Raw genomic sequence first — 18,726 nt, forward strand, 5'->3', positions numbered from 1 at the left:
ACTGCTGGTCAGGCCGCATCGAGCTCGGCCTCAGACGGTAAGAGCTCCGGCGCCGGACGCGGTTCCGGCGACACCACCCACCCGAAGGCCGCGATCACCAGCACAATCCCGCTGATCGTGAAGCCCCAGCCGTAGTTCAGCTGCTCGGCGACCCAGCCGACCGCCATGGACCCGACGATCGCGCCCAGATCCGTCACCATCTGCACCGCCGCCACCGGAAGGCCCGCGCGGGCCTCGCTGCCCAGGATGTCGGCGACCGACGCCTGCAGCGGCGACATGAAGATGCCCGTCGTAGCACCGCTGACAAACGCCGCGACCATAAACGCCGCCAGCGACGACGCAAGGCCCAGCCAGACGGTCGCCACCCCGGAGGCCGTCAGGCCGACGATCAACAGCGTGCGCCGCCCCATCCGGTCCGACAGGTAGCCGCTGGGGACGACGGCAACGGCATTACCGCCCGCGAACGCCGCGAGCGCCCAGCCGATGACGCCGACGCTGCAGTGCATCACGTCGGAGAGGAACAGCGGGACCAGCGCGATGCGCAGCCCGAACGCCGACCAGCCCGTTGCGAAATTGGACAGCAGCGCCGACCGATAGGCGCGAACGCGCAGCGCTTGTCGCATCGTCACGGTTGATCGGGTTGGGGGCGGCGGCGCGGCCAGTGCCGAATTCCGCAGGCTGTAGAACAGCACCACCGCCACGCCCAACATTGCGACGCCGTACACGACGAACGGAGCGGTCAACCCCCACCCCGCCGCCAGGCCGCCGACCGCCGGCCCGCCGACAGCCCCGATCATGAATGAGGTGGTGAACAGGCCCGCGATCCGCCCGCGGGCGTCGGCCGGGCTGATGTGGATCATCAGTCCCAAAGCCGAGACATAGAACATCGTCGACCCGACACCGCTGAGGGCACGAAAGAGCAGCAGTTGCCAGTATGTCTGGGAAAACGCGCATGCGGTGGTCGACACTGCCACGACCAGCAAACCGCCGATATAGATGCGCCGCTCACCCAACCGCTGTGCGAGTAACCCGCTTACCGGTGCGAAACACAACCGACTCAACGAAAAGACCGTGACCAAGAAAGTCACGGCCTTGATGCTGACCCCAAACGTCCGCGCAAAGGCCGGCAACGCCGGCGACACAACACCGTAGCCCAGTGCGATCATGATATTCGCCCAGCTGAGGATCCAGACTTCGCGCGGCAGCTGAACAGAACGTGATCCGCGCCCCCCCCCCTGCGCGGGCACGACAGAGGGTAACGGTCACCCAATGACTTTATTAACTACCTCGCGCGCACTTTCCTGCACCTCGGCCAAATGCTCTGGCCCGTTGAAGGATTCCGCATAGATTTTGTAGACATCCTCGGTTCCCGAAGGTCGCGCAGCAAACCATGCATTGGCCGTCGTCACTTTCAGTCCGCCCAGTGCGGCGCCGTTGCCAGGCGCGGCGGTCAGCTTGGCGGTGATCGGCTCTCCCGCCAGCTCCGTGGCGGCCACCTCGTCCGGTGACAGCTTGGCGAGCCGGGCTTTTTGCTCACGGTCGGCGGGCGCGTCGAGCCGCGCGTAGTACGGCGTGCCGCACTTGTCGGCCAGCTCAAGATAGCGCTGCGACGGCGTGGACCCGGTGACGGCCAAGATCTCGGACGCCAACAGAGCGAGGATGATGCCGTCCTTATCGGTGGTCCACACCGATCCGTCGCGCCGCAGGAACGACGCCCCGGCCGACTCCTCGCCGCCGAAGCCGATGGTCCCGCCGATCAGGCCGTCGACGAACCACTTGAACCCGACGGGCACCTCGACGAGTTTGCGTTCGATGCCGGCGACCACCCGGTCGATGATCGACGAGCTGACCGCCGTCTTACCGACCGCGATGCCCGCCGGCCAGGCCGGCCGATGCGTGTAGAGGTAGTCGATCGCCGCGGCCAGATAGTGGTTCGGGTTCATCAGCCCCGCGTCCGGAGTGACGATGCCGTGGCGGTCCGAGTCGGCGTCATTGCCGGTGGCGATCTGGTAGTGGTCCCGGTTAGCGATCAGCCCAGCCATCGCATCCGGGGAGCTGCAGTCCATTCGGATCTTGCCGTCGTGGTCGAGCGTCATGAATCGCCACGTCGCGTCGACCAGCGGATTGACCACGGTCAGGTCGAGGTTGTGCCGTTCGGCGATCGCACCCCAGTAATCCACGCTGGCCCCGCCCAGTGGGTCGGCGCCGATCCGCACCGCGGCCTTGCGGATCACGTCGAGGTCGACCACGTTCGGCAGGTCGTCGACGTAGGCGTCCATGTAATCGTGGCGCTGGGCGGTCTTCAGCGCGCGAGCCAACGGAACCCGCTTTACCCCCGCGCCCCCGTCACGCAGAATCTCGTTGGCGCGCTTGGCGATTGCGTTGGTCGCGTCGGTGTCTGCCGGGCCACCGTTGGGCGGGTTGTACTTGAAGCCACCGTCGTTGGGCGGGTTGTGCGACGGTGTCACGACGATCCCGTCGGCCAGCGTGTCGGTGCGGCCGCGGTTGTAGCGCAGGATGGCGTGACTGACCGCCGGGGTCGGCGTGTAACGGTCGGCCGAGTCGATCATGGCGACCACATCGTTGGCGGCCAGCACCTCCAGCGCCGACACCCACGCCGGCGCCGAGAGGCCATGCGTATCCCGACCGATGAACAACGGCCCGGTGGTGCCGTGCGCGGCCCGGTACTCGACGATCGCCTGGGTGATCGCCACGATGTGGGCTTCGTTGAACGCGCCAACCAGGGCCGAGCCGCGGTGCCCCGAGGTGCCGAACGCCACCTGCTGCGCAACGTCGTCGGGGTCGGGTTGGATGGTGTAGTACGCCGTGACTAAACGGGCTAAGTCGACGAGGTCTTCGGGCTGGGCCGGCTGACCGGCTCGCGGATTGGCCATGTCTACAGATTGTGCCCGTGTCGGACGCGCCCGTCGCTCTACGCTGCATAGCGCAAAGGCAAACGAAAGGGAACCAACGAGTGGCACGACCTGACTATCGCGAGTCGGGCGCGGTCTTCGCCGGTGGAGCGGTGGGTGCGACGGCCCGCGCGGCGCTCAACACGCTCGCGCAGCCAGACCCGGCGACCTGGCCGTGGCCGACATTCGTCGTCAACATCGTCGGCGCCTTTGTACTGGGCTATGCCACCACTCGGCTGCTAGAGCGCCTGCCGCTGTCGAGTTATCGGCGGCCCCTTCTCGGCACGGGATTTTGTGGCGGCCTGACTACCTTTTCGACGATGCAGGTCGAGACGCTAAAGATGCTCGAACACGGCCATTGGCTGTTGGCGCTGGCCTACACCGCCACCAGCATTGTGCTCGGCTTGCTGGCCGTGCACCTGGCCACCGTTTTGGTGCGCCGGGTGCGGGTGCGCTCGTGACGACGGTTTTGGTCTGGGCCGGGGTCGCCCTGATCGGCGGCATCGGCTCGGTGTCGCGGTTCCTGGTGGATCGCACGGTCACCCGCCGGCTCGCGCGCCCGTTTCCGGTTGGCACGTTGGCGGTGAACATCAGCGGCGCCGCACTGCTCGGATTCCTCGGTGGGCTGGCATTGAGCAAGGACGCGGCATTGCTGACCGGCACCGCCTTCGTCGGCGCGTACACCACCTTTTCCACCTGGATGCTGGAGACTCAGCGACTCGGCGAGGAGCGGCGGACGTGGGCGGCGGTCGCCAACATCGTGGTCAGCGTCGTGCTCGGCGTCGCCGCGGCATTGCTCGGACAATGGTTGGCGGAGCGGCTATGAATGAGCCCTGCCTGAAGTTGACCGCGTATTTCGGCGAGCGGCAACGCGCCGTCGGCGACGGCGGGCGGTTTCTGGCCGACGCGATGTTCGATGTGTTCGGCACCCGGGGCGTCGCGACCAGCGTGATGCTGCGCGGCATCGCCAGTTTCGGGGCGAGCCATGAGCTGCGCACCGACGTGTCGTTGAGCCTGTCCGAGGACCCAGCGGTCGCGATCGCCGCGGTCGACGTGGAGCCCAAGATCCGTGCCCTGGTGGACGAAGTGGCCGCGCTGACCGGCCGCGGGCTGCTGACTTTGGAGCGCGCGCGGCTGGTCACCCGGCAACGCGGTACCGGCGCGCTCGGCGACTTCGACACGCACAACGGCGATGCGGCAAAGCTGACGGTGTATGTAGGCCGCCAAGAGCGCGTCGCTGGAAAGGCGGCTTACTACGCGGTCTGCGAACTGCTCTATCGGCACGGATTCGCCGGTGCCATAGCGTTTCTCGGCGTCGACGGCACCGCTCACGGACAACGCCGCCGGGCGCATTTCTTCGGCCGCAATGTCAACGTCCCGATGATGATCATCGGCATCGGATCGACGGAGCAGGTTTCAGCTGCCGCAACGGAATTGGCTGACGTGTTGGCCGAACCGCTGCTGACGGTCGAACGGGTGAGGTTGTGCAAACGCGACGGCGAGATGTTCGCACGCCCACAGCAGCTGCCGACGACAGACGCCCACGGACGCACCCTGTGGCAAAAGTTGATGGTGTACACCGCCGAGACCACCCGGCACGACACACTGCCCATCCACCGGGCCCTGGTGCACCGACTGCTGCATTCGGGAACGGCCCGCGGGGCAACGGTGCTGCGCGGCATCTGGGGATTTCACGGTGATCATAAGCCGCACGGGGACAAGCTATTTCAGGTCGCACGGCGAGTCCCGGTGACAACGATCATCGTCGACACACCGGAGTCGATCGCACGCAGTTTCGACATTGTCGACGAGCTGACCGGCCGACACGGGTTGGTCACCAGCGAAATGGTCCCGGCGGTGCTGTCGTTGGACGAGACGCAGCGCCTCGGCGACATTTCCCTGGCACAGCACGACTACTGATACCAAACCCCTTCGGGTGCAACCTTTTAACGGCGCGGATGGCACGGCGGGATGAGGGCTTTGTCCTCGTCGACCAGCTGACCCATCAGTTTGTTGTACGCGGCTTGCCGGGCAAGCGTGTCTTCGGCGGACGGCGGCGCGAACGAGTCTCGCCTCACCTCGGTCACCAGTACTACCGCATCCGTGGAGATCTTGGCGATGCGCTGCAGATGCGGTGCGAGATCGGGTGCCGACGCCTGCTGGGAGTAGGCGACAAGCTGATCCGACCAGTCCCGGTATTTGTCCAGTCCGGGGCCGCCGGGGGCGATCAACGACGCGTCGAGCATGTCGGGGTGGGCGTGGATGAAGTTCACGGCCGAGTCGGCGGTACGGCAGTCCCGGCTGGGCCGGTTCTGCTGGTACACCGCGAAAACTCCGCCGAACACGGCGGCGACGACAATCACGGCAGAAACCAGCCGAAACCGCAAACCTGGCGGCGGAGCGGCTGAGTCCTGCGCCTGCGCCAGCACCGCGAGTGCTTGTGGGCTCAAGGCGGCCGCCGAGCGCAGCAGCTCGAGGCGCTCCGGCAACGGGCGCGCTTTGTGCCTCGCCCAGCCCATTCGGGCCGCCACCAGCACCGCCAGCCCGCCCCAGGTCAGCCCGGCCCGGACATCGTTGCCGACGAATTCCAGCACCGCTGCCACCACCCACAGCACCGGCACGACCCACGCGACCCGGCGCTGCCACGCCGGCACCCGGCGCCGGTAAGCCATCGAAAGATCGCCGATGCGGATCGCCGCCGCCAAAACGTCCGGGTCCGAGGGGACCACACCGCGACGCAGCGCCTTGACCGCTTGGGAGCGTTGCGCCAGGTCCAGTCCGGTCACGGTCCGTGCGTAGCTCCGCCGAATCGGACGCTGGGCCCAGGTCATCAACGCAGTCACGATCACGCTGAACACCAGCACCGACAGCAGCGGCCAGGTCCATCCGGCGGCCGCGAAGCCGCGGAGTCCCAGCCCGCAGATCACCGAAAGCGTGAGTGTGAATACCGCCGCGTTTACCAGCCACAGCACCCACCAAGGCGCCACCACGAGCCGAGCCCACATGGCTACTCACTCTGGCAGAGGCAGGTCAGCTCTGTCGGGCCTGGGGCACGTCGTCGGGGGTACGGGGCAACACATACAGCGCCATCCGGCGGTTGGACATGTCGTGCTCGCCGAGAAATATGCAGCCGCCTCGTTCACAGAACTTGCGCGCCAAGACGTTGCGGTGGTCGGGATCGAACATGATTCGGCGACAGTGCGGTTCAAGGTTGAAGACGCTGACCAGTAAGTGCGGTAGCAAGTAGCTGACGTGCCCCTGGCTCAGGTAATCCAAGTCGGCCACCGCGACGTGTAGGCCCAAATCATAGGGATCGTAGTCATATCTAGCCGCAATGGAATCCTTTGCTGCCCTGTAGAGTTCGAGGTATCCGTGGTCTACCCCGTCCAGGCTGGCCACGAAGGGGCGAGAGAAGCTGCTGTCGAGTTGCGCACGCAGGTAACGACGCCAGCGCTCCGGCGGCCAGGGGTACTCCCATGATTCGGCCAGATGTGGTCGGTTCATCCACTCCGAGATCATCTCGGCGTCGGCGTCCGGATCGGCCAGACGCAAACCGTACGGCTCGGGTAGTTGTGGTATCGGCGGCGGCGCGACATCCCGAACCTCGGCGCTGATGTCGGTCAGTTGGCGGGGCAGGATCGCTTCAAAATCTGTCATGCCTTCCGCGCAGCCTACCCTCGTCGTCGCAGGCCTAGCTGTGATTCGTGACCCACCGATCGGCAAGCGCGCCAACCCAGCCGGCAACCGCGTCCGATCGCTCGGGTGGAGGCTCCACCAGGACCAGTTCGTCGACGCCCAATTCAGCCAACGCGTCGAGGTCCTTCTCGCGCGGATTGCGCAACGCCACCGCCAACCGCAGCTGGGCGCGGTCACGACGCGCCTCGGCGCACCAGCGGTCCAGCTTGCCAATGCGATCGCGCACCGCCGCCACATCGTCGAGGTTGAACCCGTACCAGCCGTCTCCCCAGCTTGCCACCCGCTGCAGCGCCGAATCGCTGTTGCCCCCCAACATAATTGGGATGCGATGGTCGTGAACCGGCTTGGGATTCACCCGGATCGAATCGAAACCGACGAACTTCCCGTCAAACGAGGCCACGTCGTCGCGCCACAACGGGCGCATCGCGGTGACGTATTCGGCGGTGCGCGCCGCTCGGTGCTCGAATGACATTCCAAGAGCGGCGAATTCCTCTTTGGACCATCCCGGCCCACGCCGAGCGCCAGCCGTCCGCCGCTCAACCGATCCAGACTCGCGGCCTGTTTGGCCACCACCACTGGATTGTGCTCGGGCAGCAGTAAGACGCGGCGAAGGACAGTGCGACCATCGGATCAAGCCAATCCGCCTGCGCTGGAACAGCAATCACACCATCATCGGAGCACGGGTAGTGCGAGGCGGTCCGGTCCACCATGACGACGTGCTCACCAGCCCAGAGGGTGGCAAAGCCGTATTCGTCGGCGCAGGAGGCGACGGCGCGATCACCGCCCGGTCGGCGCCGGCCCCGATTCCCAGTGCGTGCAATCCGAGCTGCATCGCACGATCGTCTCACGCCGAATTTCAATGGCCTTTGAGTAATTTCGCCAGGACCGCCGCGTGGCTTCCGTCCAGTTCGCGGGTGGCGCTGACCAGGGTCACGACGCCGTGCTCGGTCAGCTTGCGAAGCTCGTCGAACGCTGCGTTATCGCCCAGCTCTGCCCGGTAGCGCGACGCGAATTCGTCGAAACGTTCCGGTTGGTGGTGATACCACTCGCGGAGTTCCTTCGACGGCGCAACGTCCTTGCACCAGATGCCCACCCGCGGGTCGTCCTTGCGGATTCCCCGCGGCCAGATGCGATCGACCAGGACGCGCTGGCCGTCGTCGGGGTCGACGTCTTGATAGATCCGCTCGACCCGGATACGCCGTTTGGCGCTCATCCCAACAGCCTAGCCACACCCGCGATAGAAACCGATGCTCGTAACCTGGGGGCGTGAGTGTTGCATCGGAGATCAGCGTCCCCCTGCAAGACCGCTTCGCGCGCGAGCTGCCCGAGATGGGTGTCCGCTGGCAGTCCGAGCCGACCCCGGACCCACAGCTGCTTCTCCTCAACGAGCCGCTGGCCGCGGGACTGGGTCTGGACGCGGCCTGGCTGCGGAGCAGCGACGGGGTGCGATTTCTCGTCGGCAACCTGTTACCCGCCGGCGCGGTTCCGGTGGCGCAGGCCTACGCCGGCCACCAATTCGGTGGCCTGCAGCCCCGGCTGGGCGACGGACGCGCGCTGCTGCTCGGTGAGCTAGTCGACGACCACGGACGGGTTCGCGACGTCCACCTGAAGGGCTCCGGCCCAACCCCGTTCGCCCGCGGTGGCGACGGCCTCGCGGCGGTGGGCCCGATGCTGCGTGAATACGTGATCAGCGAGGCGATGCACGCGCTGGGCGTGCCGACGACACGCTCCCTGGCGGTGGTCGCCACCGGCCGGCCGATCCAGCGCGACACACTCCTGCCGGGTGCCGTGCTCGTCCGCGTCGCCAGCAGCCACCTCCGCATCGGCAGCTTCCAGTACGCCGCCCTTACCCGCGACGTCGACTTGCTGCGGCGCCTGGCCGACCATGCGATCGCCCGCCACCATCCCGGGGCGGCGGAGGCCGAACATCCTTACCGAGCACTATTCGAGTCGGTGGTCGGTGTCCAGGCCGCCCTGGTCGCGCGATGGATGCTGATCGGATTCGTCCATGGAGTGATGAACACCGACAACACCACGATCTCCGGCGAAACGATCGATTACGGTCCGTGCGCGTTCATGGAGGCCTACGACCCGGACACGGTCTTCAGCTCGATCGACCACTGGGGGCGCTACGCCTACGGCAATCAGCCCGCCATCGTGGGTTGGAATCTCGCCCGGTTCGCCGAGGCCCTGCTTCCGTTGCTGGCCGACAACGTCGAGGAGGGAATCGCGTTCGCCGAGCAGGCGTTCGGCGTCTTCCAAACCGAGTACGACGCCACGTGGTCGTCCGGCATGCGCGCCAAACTCGGGTTACCGGAGAACGTCGACGCCGCGCCGTTGGTCGACGACTTGCTGTCCCTGCTCAAGGAAAGCCACGTCGACTACACGTCGTTCTTCCGTCACCTCGGCCGGGCCGCCCGGGGCGACGCCGAGCCCGCGCGCGGTCTCTTCGTCAACCTGGCCGGCTTCGACGAGTGGCTGTCGCGCTGGCGCGCGTTGGACCCCGACGCCGCATCGATGGATCACGCCAACCCGATCTACATTCCGCGTAACCACCTCGTCGAGGAGGCCTTGACCGCCGCGACGGCCGGCGATCTCGGCCCGGTGCAGCAGCTGCTGGACGCCGTGACCAATCCCTATGACGAACGACCGGGGTTCGAGCGTTATGCGAGCCCGGCCCCCGAAGATTTCGGCGCTACCAAACCTTCTGCGGCACTTAGTTTTACGCGAACTTTGCGAACTCGGCCTGCAGCCCGTCCAAATGGCGGAGCGTCTCGTCTCGGGGTTCGGTGGGCAGCTCCACTAAGATGTGCTCGGCGCCGATATCGAGGTAACCCTGTAGCTCTTTGGCCGTCGGTTCTCCGCCATGGAAGTTGATCGAAGGGACATCCGGACCGGCCACCTCGCGCAGCTGCTCGAGCGCGGGCGCGAGTTCGGATGCCGACGGTGTCATCGAGAGCCAGCCCGCATGGAGCCGGGCGATGCGTTTGAAACCCGCCGGCCCCCCACCGAGGTAAAGCGGCGGATACGGTTGCTCCACCGGCTTGGGCCAGCTGTAAATCGGGTCGAAGTCGACGAATTCCCCATGGAATTCCGCCTTTTCCTGCGTCCAGATTTGAATCAGCGCGTCCAGTCGTTCGTCGACCACGCGTCCTCGAACCGCGGGATTCACCCCGTGGTTCGCGATTTCCTCGCGCAGCCATCCCACACCCACGCCGAAGCGAAATCGTCCCTGCGACACCAGATCCAGCGATGCGACTTCTTTGGCGGTGTAGATCGGATCGCGCTGCGGGATCAGCGCTATGCCGGTGCCCACCAGCAGGTTTTGCGTCGCGACCGCAGCAGCCGTCAGCGCCACGAACGGATCCAGCGTGCGGTAGTACTTCGCCGGAATCGGGCCGCCGCTCGGGTAGGGACTTTTCGTATCGACGGGAATGTGGGAGTGCTCGGCCAAAAACAGCGACTCGAACCCTCGCTCCTCGAGTCCCCTTCCCAGCTCGACCGGGCTGATGCCCTCGTCGGTGACAAACGTCAGCACACCCAAACCCATGTCTGCTCCCCTCGCCGGATGACGATCATCAGTCAACCGCATCGAGGCTCACGTGTCATCGATCAGATTCCTCACGGGCCGAAGTCGTGCGACAGTTTGTCCGATGACGAAAAACGTTGCGGCGATCGGCGCCGGGCCCAGTGGGCTGGTCGCCGCGCGTTGGCTCTTACGGCAAGGATTCGAGCCGATCATCTTCGAGCGGGCCCCGACGCTGGGCGGGCAGTGGGCGGGCCTGCATGGCCGCAGCGGCGTGTGGCCGAGCATGCATACCAATAGCAGTCGCACCGTCACCGCCTTCAGCGACCTCGAGCACACGACGGACCACGTCTATCTGTCCAACCGCGAGGTCCTCGATTACCTGCATCGCTATGCCGACACGTTCGGCCTCACGTCACGTATCCGGCTGGGCGCCCCGGTCGAACTGATCAGGCGGGATCCAGCCGGCTGGGTGGTGAGGCACACCGGCACCGACCGGCACTTCGAGCGAGTTGTGGTGGCCAGCGGGCGATTTCATGCCCCCGCCATTCCGACCGTGCCGGGTCTCGAGACCTTCTCCGGCCCCGCCGGGGCCATCTCCACTTATCGCTATCGCGATGGATCCACCTATCGCGGTAAACGAGTTCTCGTCGCGGGCTGCGCGATCAGTGCCCTGGAAATCGCGTCGGAGCTCGCCGAGCTCGGTGCAGCGCGCGTCGTCGTCACCCAGCGGCGGCAACGCTATATCGCGCCGAAGTTCGTCGCGGGTGTCCCCTCCGACCACCGGCTCTACACCCGCCACGGCGCCCTGGCGACCGAGCATCTGGCCGCCGCCGAGATCGACCAGATGCTCAAGGAGATCGTCGTAAGCGCCGCGGGCAGCCCCGATCAGTACGGCGCGCCCGCACCCGATCCCTCGTTGTCGACGGCGGGCGTGACGCTGAGCCAGCACTATCTTCCATTGGTTGCCGAGGGCCGAATCTCGGTGCACCCCTGGATGAAATCCGTCGCGGGTTGCACCGTGACTTTCGCCGACGGGCATGCCGAGCAGTTCGACGGGATCATCTTCGGCACCGGCTTCCGGCTTAGTCTGCCGTTCCTCAGTGACGACATCCGGGCGGTACTCGACCTCGACGCGATGCACCTGGACGCCGACCGCTACACGTTTCATCCCGACCTGCCGGGCTTGGCGTTCATGGGCCTATGGGACCAGTCGGGCGGATACTTTGTGCCGCTGGAACTTCAGGCCAGATGGATCGCGTACACGTGGGGCGGTGCGATCCCGGCAATCGCGGAGGGCGACCAACGCTCGGCGATCGATGCCTATCGCGCCAATCGGGGAACGTCGCAGAAGACCCGGATGGACCTCGCGGCGCTGACCTTCGCCCGCGCCGCCGGGGTCGAGCCCAGCCTGGACAACTGGCCGCGGCTGCGCCGTGCATTGCTGTTCGGCCCGCTTGCGCCGAGTTGCTTCCGGCTCGAGGGCCCGGATGCCTTACCCGACGCGGCCGAGCGGTTCGAACGCGATGCCGCCCGCTTCGGCGCGATCACATCGAACGACATGACCGCACGCGAACAGGGCCAATGGTCGCGGGTTCAAGCCGCCGACTCTGGCCTCAGCCGGCCGGCATCTCGGCTGCGGTGGGCCCGCGCCGCGCCGCCCCCCACAACCCGACGCCGATTCCAATGACGGCGCCGCCCAGGCCGATCAGCTGTTGTGAGCGCTTGAGCTCGCTGTGCACACTCAGGCCACCCAGCAGATCCGACGCGTCGGCCCCGCCGGACGCCAGGAACCACCCGCGAGTGTTCTTGCCGCGCAACGCGGCTGAGGCAAGCAACCCGCCGATCAACGCGTCGCGGTAACCCATCGATCGCAGCAGTAGTCGCGCCGTCGGAGTCGGCTCCCCGGGGTCGCCCCAGAGCTTGTTCGCACCGAGGGGATCAACGAGAAAGTGGACATCCGAAGCGAGTCGGATACTGCCCGCGATGAGCGCGGCACGGTCGATCGGCATGGCCGCAGCCTATCCCTGCCTCACCGGGCCGCGGTAACCCCGTCCGCCCCGGCGCCGACGGCGTGTTTCGCAAGGCAGGCCGCGCCAGGAGCGCAGGTTTCGACGACAGCTTTCAGCTCGTCGGCGGACAACCGAGCCGAGGCGCCGGTGAACTTCGGGTCGATGACGCTGCTGCCGAATTCGAGCCACTTCGGGTCAGCCGCCACATCGAGGAAACTAGCCAGCCGCGCCAGAGACGACCGGGTGTCGGCGACCAGGTCCGCGTAGGACAGCGGCAGGTAGCGGCCCGCGGGCAGGTCGGCGAGCTCGGATTCGCCGGTGACGATCAGTTCGCTCCACATCCGGGCGAAGCGGGCGATGGGCAGGTTCTGGCCCATCAGGGTGTCGACCTCGCAGGTGTCGCCGACCAGGGACGCGAGCTCGATCGGTATCGCCGTCGGATCCAGCCGCAGGCCGGGGTGTCGACGCTCCGGGTCGAGATCGAGGAGCTCCAGCGCGTCTTGAATCAGCGCCATCAAACGGAATCCGGTGTGTTCGCTCATCGAGACCGCCGTGTCCGGCCCATTGCGGTACAGGTGCACGAACTTCGCGTCGGGGAACGTCTCACGCAGCCACGGGACACTGCTCAACGACATGGCTGACCGCTCCACCACCACGGTCCCACCGAAATGCCTTGCAAGCCAAGCGAAGAGCTGCTGGTAGTGCCGCCGCGACGTTTGCTCAGGCCACGCCGGAATCTCCGCGGCGAGGGCATCGAACACGCCGTCGGGGTCCGACGAAAGATGCGGCAGCGTCATCATGGAAATCGCGGGGATCCCGGTCGTGCCCGCATCGAATCGGGTTCCCTGCAGGCGCGGGTAGATGAACTCCGGCATGGCCGAACCGCCGCGGACCATGGAGTCGAAGATCGGGTGCGGCTCGGCCAGCATCCGCCAGAACTGTTCGCCGGACAGCACCTGGTCGGCGGCCGACGACGCGCGCACCGAGAGGTAGAACTCGTTGAGGCTGAGCACATCTGGGTGAGCGGTGAGGACTCGCGACAGCGCAGTCGATCCGCTGCGTCCGACCGTGACGATGAACGTCAGCCCCCGAATGGGGCGCACCCGGTCGGCGGCGTGCGCGGTGACGTCGAATGGACCTCCGACAGCCACCAGGGGTGCGACCGTCGACTCCCGGGGTTCGTGCTTCTCGGGTTTGATCGTGAGGTAGCGCTTGTACCGCCCGACGCTGCCCAGCAGATAGTCGAAGTCGACGATCGTCTCGCGGTGTGGCTCGCCAATCACCGCTCGCGTACCGGTCGTGTCGTAGGTCCGGCTGTGCCCGAGGTACGGGAAAAACCCGCTGGCCCACCGCAGCCGTCGTTCCAGCAGATTGGGGCCCTCGATCGGGCCCTCCACCAGCGTCAGAGGGATCGGCGAGAGCGCGTTGAACAAGTCCACCAGCGTTTGCACCGCGACGTCGTGGTGGTGGACGACGTGATAGGTGCTCAGGCCGCCGGGGGCCAGCCGCATCAAGCGGACCATCTCGTCGGCGGCTTCGTCGGCCGGCATGTAGTTCAGATGGCCGTTGTGATCCCCCCTGAGCCTGATCGACATTTTGGTGCGCAACGGCCGCCCGGAGACCGAGAACAGGCGCATGCCGCTGTCCGCCGACGTGGACAGAAAGGAAAGCGGGTGCAGGGGGAAGTCCGGATGCGGTGGGCGATTGACGATCAGGGCGCTCGGCCGCAGCACCACGACCCGGCGCCCGGTCCGCCGCGCCCAGTCCCGTACCAGCGACTCGGACTCGAATTTGGACTGCTCGTAGTTGTTCTCGAGCCCTTGTTCGTCGCCCAGCTCCGTCTCGCAGATGAGACCCGACTTCCGCTTCCCGGCGACGAAAGCGGTCGACACATGGAACAGATCCGGCTCGCGCGATCCGGCCTCGGCGAGTTCGAGGATGCGAGTGGTCCCACCGACGTTGGTACTGCGCAGGTCGGCTAGGTCGGCGTCGAGCTCGATGCTGCCGGCGCAGTGCAGGATAGCGTCGGCGCTGTCGGCGAGTTCCTGGAATCGGCCCTCGGACAGCCCCAATTTGGGTGCGGCGAGGTCCACCGGCACAACGGTGAGTCGTTGGCGCAGCTCGTCCTCGGTCCACACCCGCCCATCGGTGACGGCCAGCGGGAGGGCCTTGCCGATGCGAGTGATTGGGTCCGACTGCGGCCGGGTAAGCAGCGTGAACGTCTCATCCCCGCGAAGGAGTTCTCCCAGGATGTGAATCCCGAGAAACCCGGTCGCGCCCGTGATCGCCCAGTGCATTACTACCCGTCCTCGCGCGAGACTTCGCGCCGAAACAGCCCGAATAACCCCCTCGCGAACTTACTTGCCGATCAGAGGTGCCGCCATCCGATCGACATACTTGAACCCGTTACCGCAGCTCACAAGACTGGCAGACGCCAACGAGCGCTGGCGGCGGCCGTAGGCTGTAATAGGTTTCCTGTCGCCGTCGATTCATCAATGAGAGACTTTGGAAGCGTTGCCTGGACATCACCTGCCCTCGCGGCAGGTTGACCGCATCACCGAGGAGACGAGAAATAGTGACAGCGGCTGCTGGCGCACCGGGGAGGACAGCGTGGCCCGAAGGGATCACGACTGACGTGAACGCCGACAACTTCTGCTGGCTGTGGGCCCTATGACGGATCCACGAGTCGACGGTGAACGTCGAACGCCCTTTGTCGCGCGGACGATCCATCGGATGTCTGTGCCCATCATCTTGGCGTGGCTGGCCCTCACCGTGATCGTGACGATGGCCATCCCCTCGCTCGAGAAGGTGGAGCAAGAGCGCTCGGTGTCGCTGAGCCCCAAAGATGCGCCGTCAATCCAGGCCATGCAGCGCTTGGGCCAGGACTTCAAGGAATCCAATTCCGACGCCTTGGCGATGATCGTCCTGGAAAGCCAGCAGCCGCTGCGCGACGATGCTCACCACTACTACAACCAATTGCTCAAGCAATTGGAAAGCGATCCGGACCATGTCCAGCACATTCAGGACCTGTGGGGAAACCCGGTCACCGCGAGCGGCGCGCAAAGCGAGGACGGTAAAGCCGCATACGTGCAGCTCAAGCTGGCCGGCAACCAGGGCACGAGCCTGGCGAATGAGTCAGCCGACGCCGTCCGCAACATCGTGGACCGGATGCCTCCGCCGGCCGGGGTCAAGGTCTACGTCACCGGCCCCGCGCCGCTCATTTCGGACCTGAATCACAGCGGTCAGAAGACGATCCTCAAGGTCACGCTGGTGAGCCTCGCGGTGATCTTCATCATGCTGCTGCTGGTCTACCGTTCACTTATCACGGTCATCTTGCTGCTGCTGATGGTCGGAATAGAACTGCAGGTGGCGCGCCAAATCGTCGCATTCCTTGGGAACATCGGCGCCATCAGTCTTTCCACTTTCGCCGCTAATCTGCTGATCACTCTCGCGCTCGCGGCGGGAACGGACTACGGCATCTTTTTCGTCGGCCGCTATCAGGAGGCCCGCCAGGCCGGAGAAGATCCGGCGACGGCGTACTTCACGACGTACCGCAGCACGGCCAAGGTTGTGTTGGCGTCCGGATTGACGATCGCCGGGTCTGTTTTCTGCCTCAGCTTCACCCGGATGCCCTATTTCCAGACGATCGGTATCCCCTGCGCGGTCGGCATGCTCGTTGCGGTGGCGATCGCGCTCACGCTGGTTCCGGCGGTTCTTGCCATCGGTGGCCGAGTCGGTCTGTTGGAGCCCCGGCGAACGAGCACGGATCGGCGCTGGCGCCGGATCGGCACGGCGGTCGTCCGGTGGCCAGGACCCATTTTCGCCGCGGCATGTGCCGTCACTCTGGTGGGCCTGCTCGCGCTGCCGGGGTACACGACCAACTACCACGATCGCGTGTATCTCCCCGATGACCTCCCGACCAACCAGGGCTATTCGGCCGCAATTCGGCACTTTCCGCTGGGCCGAATGTTGCCCGAGTTCGTGTTGATCGAGGCCGATCACGATATGCGCAATCCGTCAGATTTTCTGGTGCTGGAGCGACTGGCCAAGGGTGTTCTCGCGGTCCCCGGCGTCTCCCGGGTGCAGTCCGTCACCCGGCCCGCGGGGACCGCGATGGCGCACACGACGATTCCGTTCAGGTTCGGCGTCATGAACGCAAGCCAATTGGTGAACCTCGAATATCAAAAAGCCCGCATGAACGACATGCTGCTGCAGGCCGATGAGCTGAACAAATCGATCAGAATCACGACAACGCTGTACCACCTGATACTCCAACTCAACGCGGTGACGCATGACCTGGCCGGCCGAACGCACGAAGTCCAGGCGATCACCGGCGAACTACGAGACCAGATCTCGAACTTCGAGGATTTCCTGAGACCGATCCGCAGCTACTTCTACTGGGAAAAGCACTGCTACGACATCCCCATCTGCTTTGCGATCAGATCGCTTTTCGATTCGTTCGACGGCATCGACGCGATCAACGACAAGCTGGGCGAGCTGGTCATCAACATCGACAAGATCGACGTGCTGATGCCGAAGCTGGCCGCCGAGCTTCCGATTCAGATCGAAACCATGAAGAGCATGCGCACCATGATGCTGACCATGCATTCGACCATGACCGGCATCATCGGCCAAGCCGATTCGCAGGGGAATATCTCGACGGAGATGGGCGAGGCGTTCGACGCGGCGAAAAACGACGACACCTTCTACCTGCCGCCGGAGATTTTCAAGAACCCCACCTTCCAGCGCGTGATGGGGCTGTTCATGTCGCCGGATGGGAAAGCGGCGCGCATGACCATTTCGGATAGGGGAGATCCCGCCACTCCCGAAGGCATCGCGCGCGTCAAGGCGATCAAGACCGCGGCCGAGGAGGCGCTAAAGTCCACACCGCTGGAGAACACCAGCATTTATGTCGGCGGCGTCTCGGCCACCTACAAAGACTTGCAAGACGGCTCCCAATATGACCTGATGATCGCCGGAATCGCTTCGCTCTGTCTCATTTTCGCGATCATGCTGATGATCACGCGAAGCTTTGTCGCGGCGATGGTGATCGTGGGTACGGTCGTCACGTCGCTGGGGGCGTCGATCGGACTGTCGGTGCTGCTCTGGCAGCACATCATCGGGCTCGGGCTGGAATGGCTCGTGTTGCCGATGTCCGTCATCATCTTGTTGGCGGTGGGGTCCGACTACAACCTGCTGCTTGTCTCTCGGATGAAAGAAGAGCTCGGCGCCGGTATCAATACGGGCATCATCCGGGCGATGGGCGGTACCGGAAAGGTCGTCACGGCCGCCGGCCTGGTATTCGCCGTCACGATGGCCTCCATGGTCGTCAGCGACCTGACGGTGATCGGCCAAATCGGGACCACGATCGGTCTGGGCCTGCTGTTCGACACCTTGATCGTGCGCGCCTTCATGACGCCCTCCATCGCCGCGCTGCTGAGACGCTGGTTCTGGTGGCCGTTGAAGGTGCGGCCGCGGCCGGCCAGCTACCTGCTCCGGTCCGAGGGGCCCCGCCCGATGGTGCGCGCCCTGCTCGGCACCCGGGCGCCCGACTAAGACGCCGCACCGTCGCTCGCGGCCGCTACCATGGCCGTCATGTCCGAGCCGGTACCCGCTACCGACAAGACTGCCGGGCTGGCCGAGAGCGAGACCGCCGCCGCGCCCACTGCCGCGGAACCCGAGGCGGTCACGTCGGCCAACTCGGCCGGTCTGGCGTGGTCGCGCGGCGATGACGACGTCGATACCTCGGGCGACGCGGTGGGCCCGCGCCAATCATGGCGCGCCACCTGGCGTACCGCGGCCGCCCTGCTCGCGGCCGGGCTCGTGATCGCCGGTGCAATCGTCCTTGGGCGTTCGCTGTTGACTACGCATCCCAAGGCCGCGGCGCCCGCACCCACCACGGCACCGACCTCCAAGGCGGCCCCAGCGACGGCATCGACGGCCGCCCCGTCATCAATCGTGTCGACACCGAGTCAGGACAACAAGTACGTTCAGGACCTCAACGATCAAGGAATCTCGTTCGCCAATCCGGATGCCGCCATCTACAACGGCAAGATGGTGTGCGAGAACATCCGTCTGGGCATGACGGTGCAGCAGATCATCGCGGATTTCCGCGCGAGCAACCCCGCGCTGGGCAGCCACGCCGAGACGTACGTGACCATCTCGGTGCACGCTTACTGCCCACAGAACAGCAACCTGGTCGCTAGCGGGCCCTAACCAACCCACCAAGCCTTCTCGGCGCCCTCATAGCACGAGTAGACGCCGCCGAGCATCAGAACCGGAACCACCAGGCGCGGCGCGAACTGAGCGAACAGCATCGCCACGGGCAGGATCAACAAACCGTGCCGTGCTTCGTCGATCCGAATATCTTTGAGCCGGCCCAGGATCCGCTCGATGGTGACACGATCCTCGAACCGGGCGAGTGGCGCAGACGGCTTTGGATCGGTGGACGGAGAGCCGGTAGTAGTCGTCGACCAGCCGGCCGCATCAGCACTAAAAAGGGTTGGGCTAGAACATATCTGAAACGTACTATCGAATGCGCTATCGCCTTTTCAAACGGTGGCCGTCGCTTTCGCGATGG

The 18,726-nt window shown here is 65.6% G+C and carries 15 protein-coding genes and 2 pseudogenes; 7 read left to right on the forward strand and 10 right to left on the reverse strand.

Annotated elements, in window-relative coordinates:
• Positions 1-8: 8 nt before the first annotated feature.
• Together G6N54_RS09940 and pgm are read right to left on the reverse strand one after the other, a co-directional pair.
• A complete protein-coding gene (locus G6N54_RS09940) occupies positions 9-1,205 on the reverse strand; it encodes an MFS transporter (protein ID WP_456299238.1) in 1,197 nt (398 codons plus the stop codon).
• A gap of 57 nt (positions 1,206-1,262) precedes the next feature.
• Positions 1,263-2,894 (reverse strand): phosphoglucomutase (alpha-D-glucose-1,6-bisphosphate-dependent), encoded by a 1,632-nt coding sequence (gene pgm, locus G6N54_RS09945; RefSeq protein WP_163789881.1) that lies wholly within the window; start codon positions 2,892-2,894, stop codon positions 1,263-1,265.
• 80 nt (positions 2,895-2,974) lie between these two features.
• On the opposite strand from pgm, the gene crcB (G6N54_RS09950) reads away from it, so the two are divergent.
• The 3 genes from crcB (G6N54_RS09950) to G6N54_RS09960 are packed head-to-tail and all read left to right on the forward strand — an operon-like array spanning position 2,975 to position 4,832.
• A complete protein-coding gene (gene crcB, locus G6N54_RS09950) occupies positions 2,975-3,373 on the forward strand; it encodes a fluoride efflux transporter CrcB (RefSeq protein ID WP_163789882.1) in 399 nt (132 codons plus the stop codon).
• Entirely contained in the window at positions 3,370-3,738 is a 369-nt protein-coding gene (crcB, locus tag G6N54_RS09955; RefSeq protein WP_163789883.1) for a fluoride efflux transporter CrcB, read from the forward strand. Before crcB (G6N54_RS09950) ends, crcB (G6N54_RS09955) begins: the two co-directional genes overlap by 4 nt.
• Positions 3,735-4,832, forward strand: coding sequence for a DUF190 domain-containing protein (locus G6N54_RS09960; RefSeq protein ID WP_163789884.1), 1,098 nt, complete (start codon positions 3,735-3,737; stop codon positions 4,830-4,832). The genes crcB (G6N54_RS09955) and G6N54_RS09960 overlap by 4 nt, the downstream gene beginning before the upstream one ends.
• A gap of 26 nt (positions 4,833-4,858) precedes the next feature.
• On the opposite strand, the gene G6N54_RS09965 is transcribed toward G6N54_RS09960, so the two are convergent.
• The 4 genes and pseudogenes from G6N54_RS09965 to G6N54_RS09985 form a co-directional block, all read right to left on the reverse strand.
• The gene (locus G6N54_RS09965; RefSeq protein WP_163789885.1) at positions 4,859-5,917 is read right to left on the reverse strand and encodes a hypothetical protein; all 1,059 of its coding nucleotides are present in this window, start codon (positions 5,915-5,917) and stop codon (positions 4,859-4,861) included.
• Positions 5,918-5,942: 25 nt separating this feature from the next.
• Positions 5,943-6,569 carry a GNAT family N-acetyltransferase gene (locus G6N54_RS09970; protein WP_163789886.1) on the reverse strand — a complete coding sequence of 209 codons (627 nt, stop codon included), beginning with the start codon at positions 6,567-6,569 and terminating at the stop codon, positions 5,943-5,945.
• Positions 6,570-6,603: 34 nt separating this feature from the next.
• Positions 6,604-7,440, reverse strand: a pseudogene (locus G6N54_RS29865) (TIGR03619 family F420-dependent LLM class oxidoreductase).
• Positions 7,441-7,464: 24 nt separating this feature from the next.
• Positions 7,465-7,821 carry a DUF488 domain-containing protein gene (locus G6N54_RS09985; RefSeq protein WP_163789888.1) on the reverse strand — a complete coding sequence of 119 codons (357 nt, stop codon included), beginning with the start codon at positions 7,819-7,821 and terminating at the stop codon, positions 7,465-7,467.
• 116 nt (positions 7,822-7,937) lie between these two features.
• On the opposite strand from G6N54_RS09985, the pseudogene G6N54_RS09990 reads away from it, so the two are divergent.
• A pseudogene (locus G6N54_RS09990) lies at positions 7,938-9,328 on the forward strand (protein adenylyltransferase SelO).
• A gap of 2 nt (positions 9,329-9,330) precedes the next feature.
• Here G6N54_RS09990 and G6N54_RS09995 read toward each other — a convergent pair.
• Positions 9,331-10,158 carry an LLM class F420-dependent oxidoreductase gene (locus G6N54_RS09995; protein ID WP_163789889.1) on the reverse strand — a complete coding sequence of 276 codons (828 nt, stop codon included), beginning with the start codon at positions 10,156-10,158 and terminating at the stop codon, positions 9,331-9,333.
• 103 nt (positions 10,159-10,261) lie between these two features.
• Here G6N54_RS09995 and G6N54_RS10000 point away from each other — a divergent pair, with 103 nt between their 5' ends.
• A complete protein-coding gene (locus G6N54_RS10000; RefSeq protein WP_163789890.1) occupies positions 10,262-11,824 on the forward strand; it encodes a flavin-containing monooxygenase in 1,563 nt (520 codons plus the stop codon).
• Here G6N54_RS10000 and G6N54_RS10005 read toward each other — a convergent pair.
• Together G6N54_RS10005 and G6N54_RS10010 are read right to left on the reverse strand one after the other, a co-directional pair.
• Entirely contained in the window at positions 11,751-12,146 is a 396-nt protein-coding gene (locus G6N54_RS10005; protein WP_163789891.1) for a DUF4267 domain-containing protein, read from the reverse strand. The genes G6N54_RS10000 and G6N54_RS10005 overlap by 74 nt on opposite strands.
• A gap of 20 nt (positions 12,147-12,166) precedes the next feature.
• Positions 12,167-14,443, reverse strand: coding sequence for an SDR family oxidoreductase (locus tag G6N54_RS10010; RefSeq protein ID WP_163789892.1), 2,277 nt, complete (start codon positions 14,441-14,443; stop codon positions 12,167-12,169).
• Between the two features lie 373 nt (positions 14,444-14,816).
• Between G6N54_RS10010 and G6N54_RS10015 the strand changes: the two genes are divergently transcribed.
• Together G6N54_RS10015 and G6N54_RS10020 are read left to right on the forward strand one after the other, a co-directional pair.
• Entirely contained in the window at positions 14,817-17,702 is a 2,886-nt protein-coding gene (locus G6N54_RS10015) for an MMPL/RND family transporter (protein WP_163789893.1), read from the forward strand.
• A 39-nt stretch (positions 17,703-17,741) separates the two neighbouring features.
• A complete protein-coding gene (locus G6N54_RS10020; protein WP_232073547.1) occupies positions 17,742-18,362 on the forward strand; it encodes a DUF732 domain-containing protein in 621 nt (206 codons plus the stop codon).
• Here G6N54_RS10020 and G6N54_RS31300 read toward each other — a convergent pair.
• The gene (locus G6N54_RS31300) at positions 18,359-18,664 is read right to left on the reverse strand and encodes a DUF808 family protein (RefSeq protein ID WP_163794639.1); all 306 of its coding nucleotides are present in this window, start codon (positions 18,662-18,664) and stop codon (positions 18,359-18,361) included. The genes G6N54_RS10020 and G6N54_RS31300 overlap by 4 nt on opposite strands.
• Positions 18,665-18,726 lie beyond the last annotated feature (62 nt).

Origin of the sequence: Mycobacterium stomatepiae (assembly GCF_010731715.1) — a bacterium.
In the GTDB taxonomy this organism is placed as follows: Bacteria; Actinomycetota; Actinomycetes; order Mycobacteriales; family Mycobacteriaceae; genus Mycobacterium; species Mycobacterium stomatepiae.

Excerpts from the sequence above, each read along its gene's own strand:
- G6N54_RS10015 (WP_163789893.1), top strand. The coding sequence starts at position 14,817 with ATGACGGATCCACGAGTCGACGGTGAACGTCGAACGCCCTTTGTCGCG.
- G6N54_RS10005 (WP_163789891.1), bottom strand. The coding sequence starts at position 12,146 with ATGCCGATCGACCGTGCCGCGCTCATCGCGGGCAGTATCCGACTCGCT.
- G6N54_RS10010 (WP_163789892.1), bottom strand. The coding sequence starts at position 14,443 with ATGCACTGGGCGATCACGGGCGCGACCGGGTTTCTCGGGATTCACATC.
- G6N54_RS09985 (WP_163789888.1), bottom strand. The coding sequence starts at position 7,821 with ATGAGCGCCAAACGGCGTATCCGGGTCGAGCGGATCTATCAAGACGTC.
- pgm (WP_163789881.1), bottom strand. The coding sequence starts at position 2,894 with ATGGCCAATCCGCGAGCCGGTCAGCCGGCCCAGCCCGAAGACCTCGTC.
- G6N54_RS09995 (WP_163789889.1), bottom strand. The coding sequence starts at position 10,158 with ATGGGTTTGGGTGTGCTGACGTTTGTCACCGACGAGGGCATCAGCCCG.
- G6N54_RS09960 (WP_163789884.1), top strand. The coding sequence starts at position 3,735 with ATGAATGAGCCCTGCCTGAAGTTGACCGCGTATTTCGGCGAGCGGCAA.
- G6N54_RS10000 (WP_163789890.1), top strand. The coding sequence starts at position 10,262 with ATGACGAAAAACGTTGCGGCGATCGGCGCCGGGCCCAGTGGGCTGGTC.
- G6N54_RS09970 (WP_163789886.1), bottom strand. The coding sequence starts at position 6,569 with ATGACAGATTTTGAAGCGATCCTGCCCCGCCAACTGACCGACATCAGC.
- G6N54_RS10020 (WP_232073547.1), top strand. The coding sequence starts at position 17,742 with ATGTCCGAGCCGGTACCCGCTACCGACAAGACTGCCGGGCTGGCCGAG.
- G6N54_RS09965 (WP_163789885.1), bottom strand. The coding sequence starts at position 5,917 with ATGTGGGCTCGGCTCGTGGTGGCGCCTTGGTGGGTGCTGTGGCTGGTA.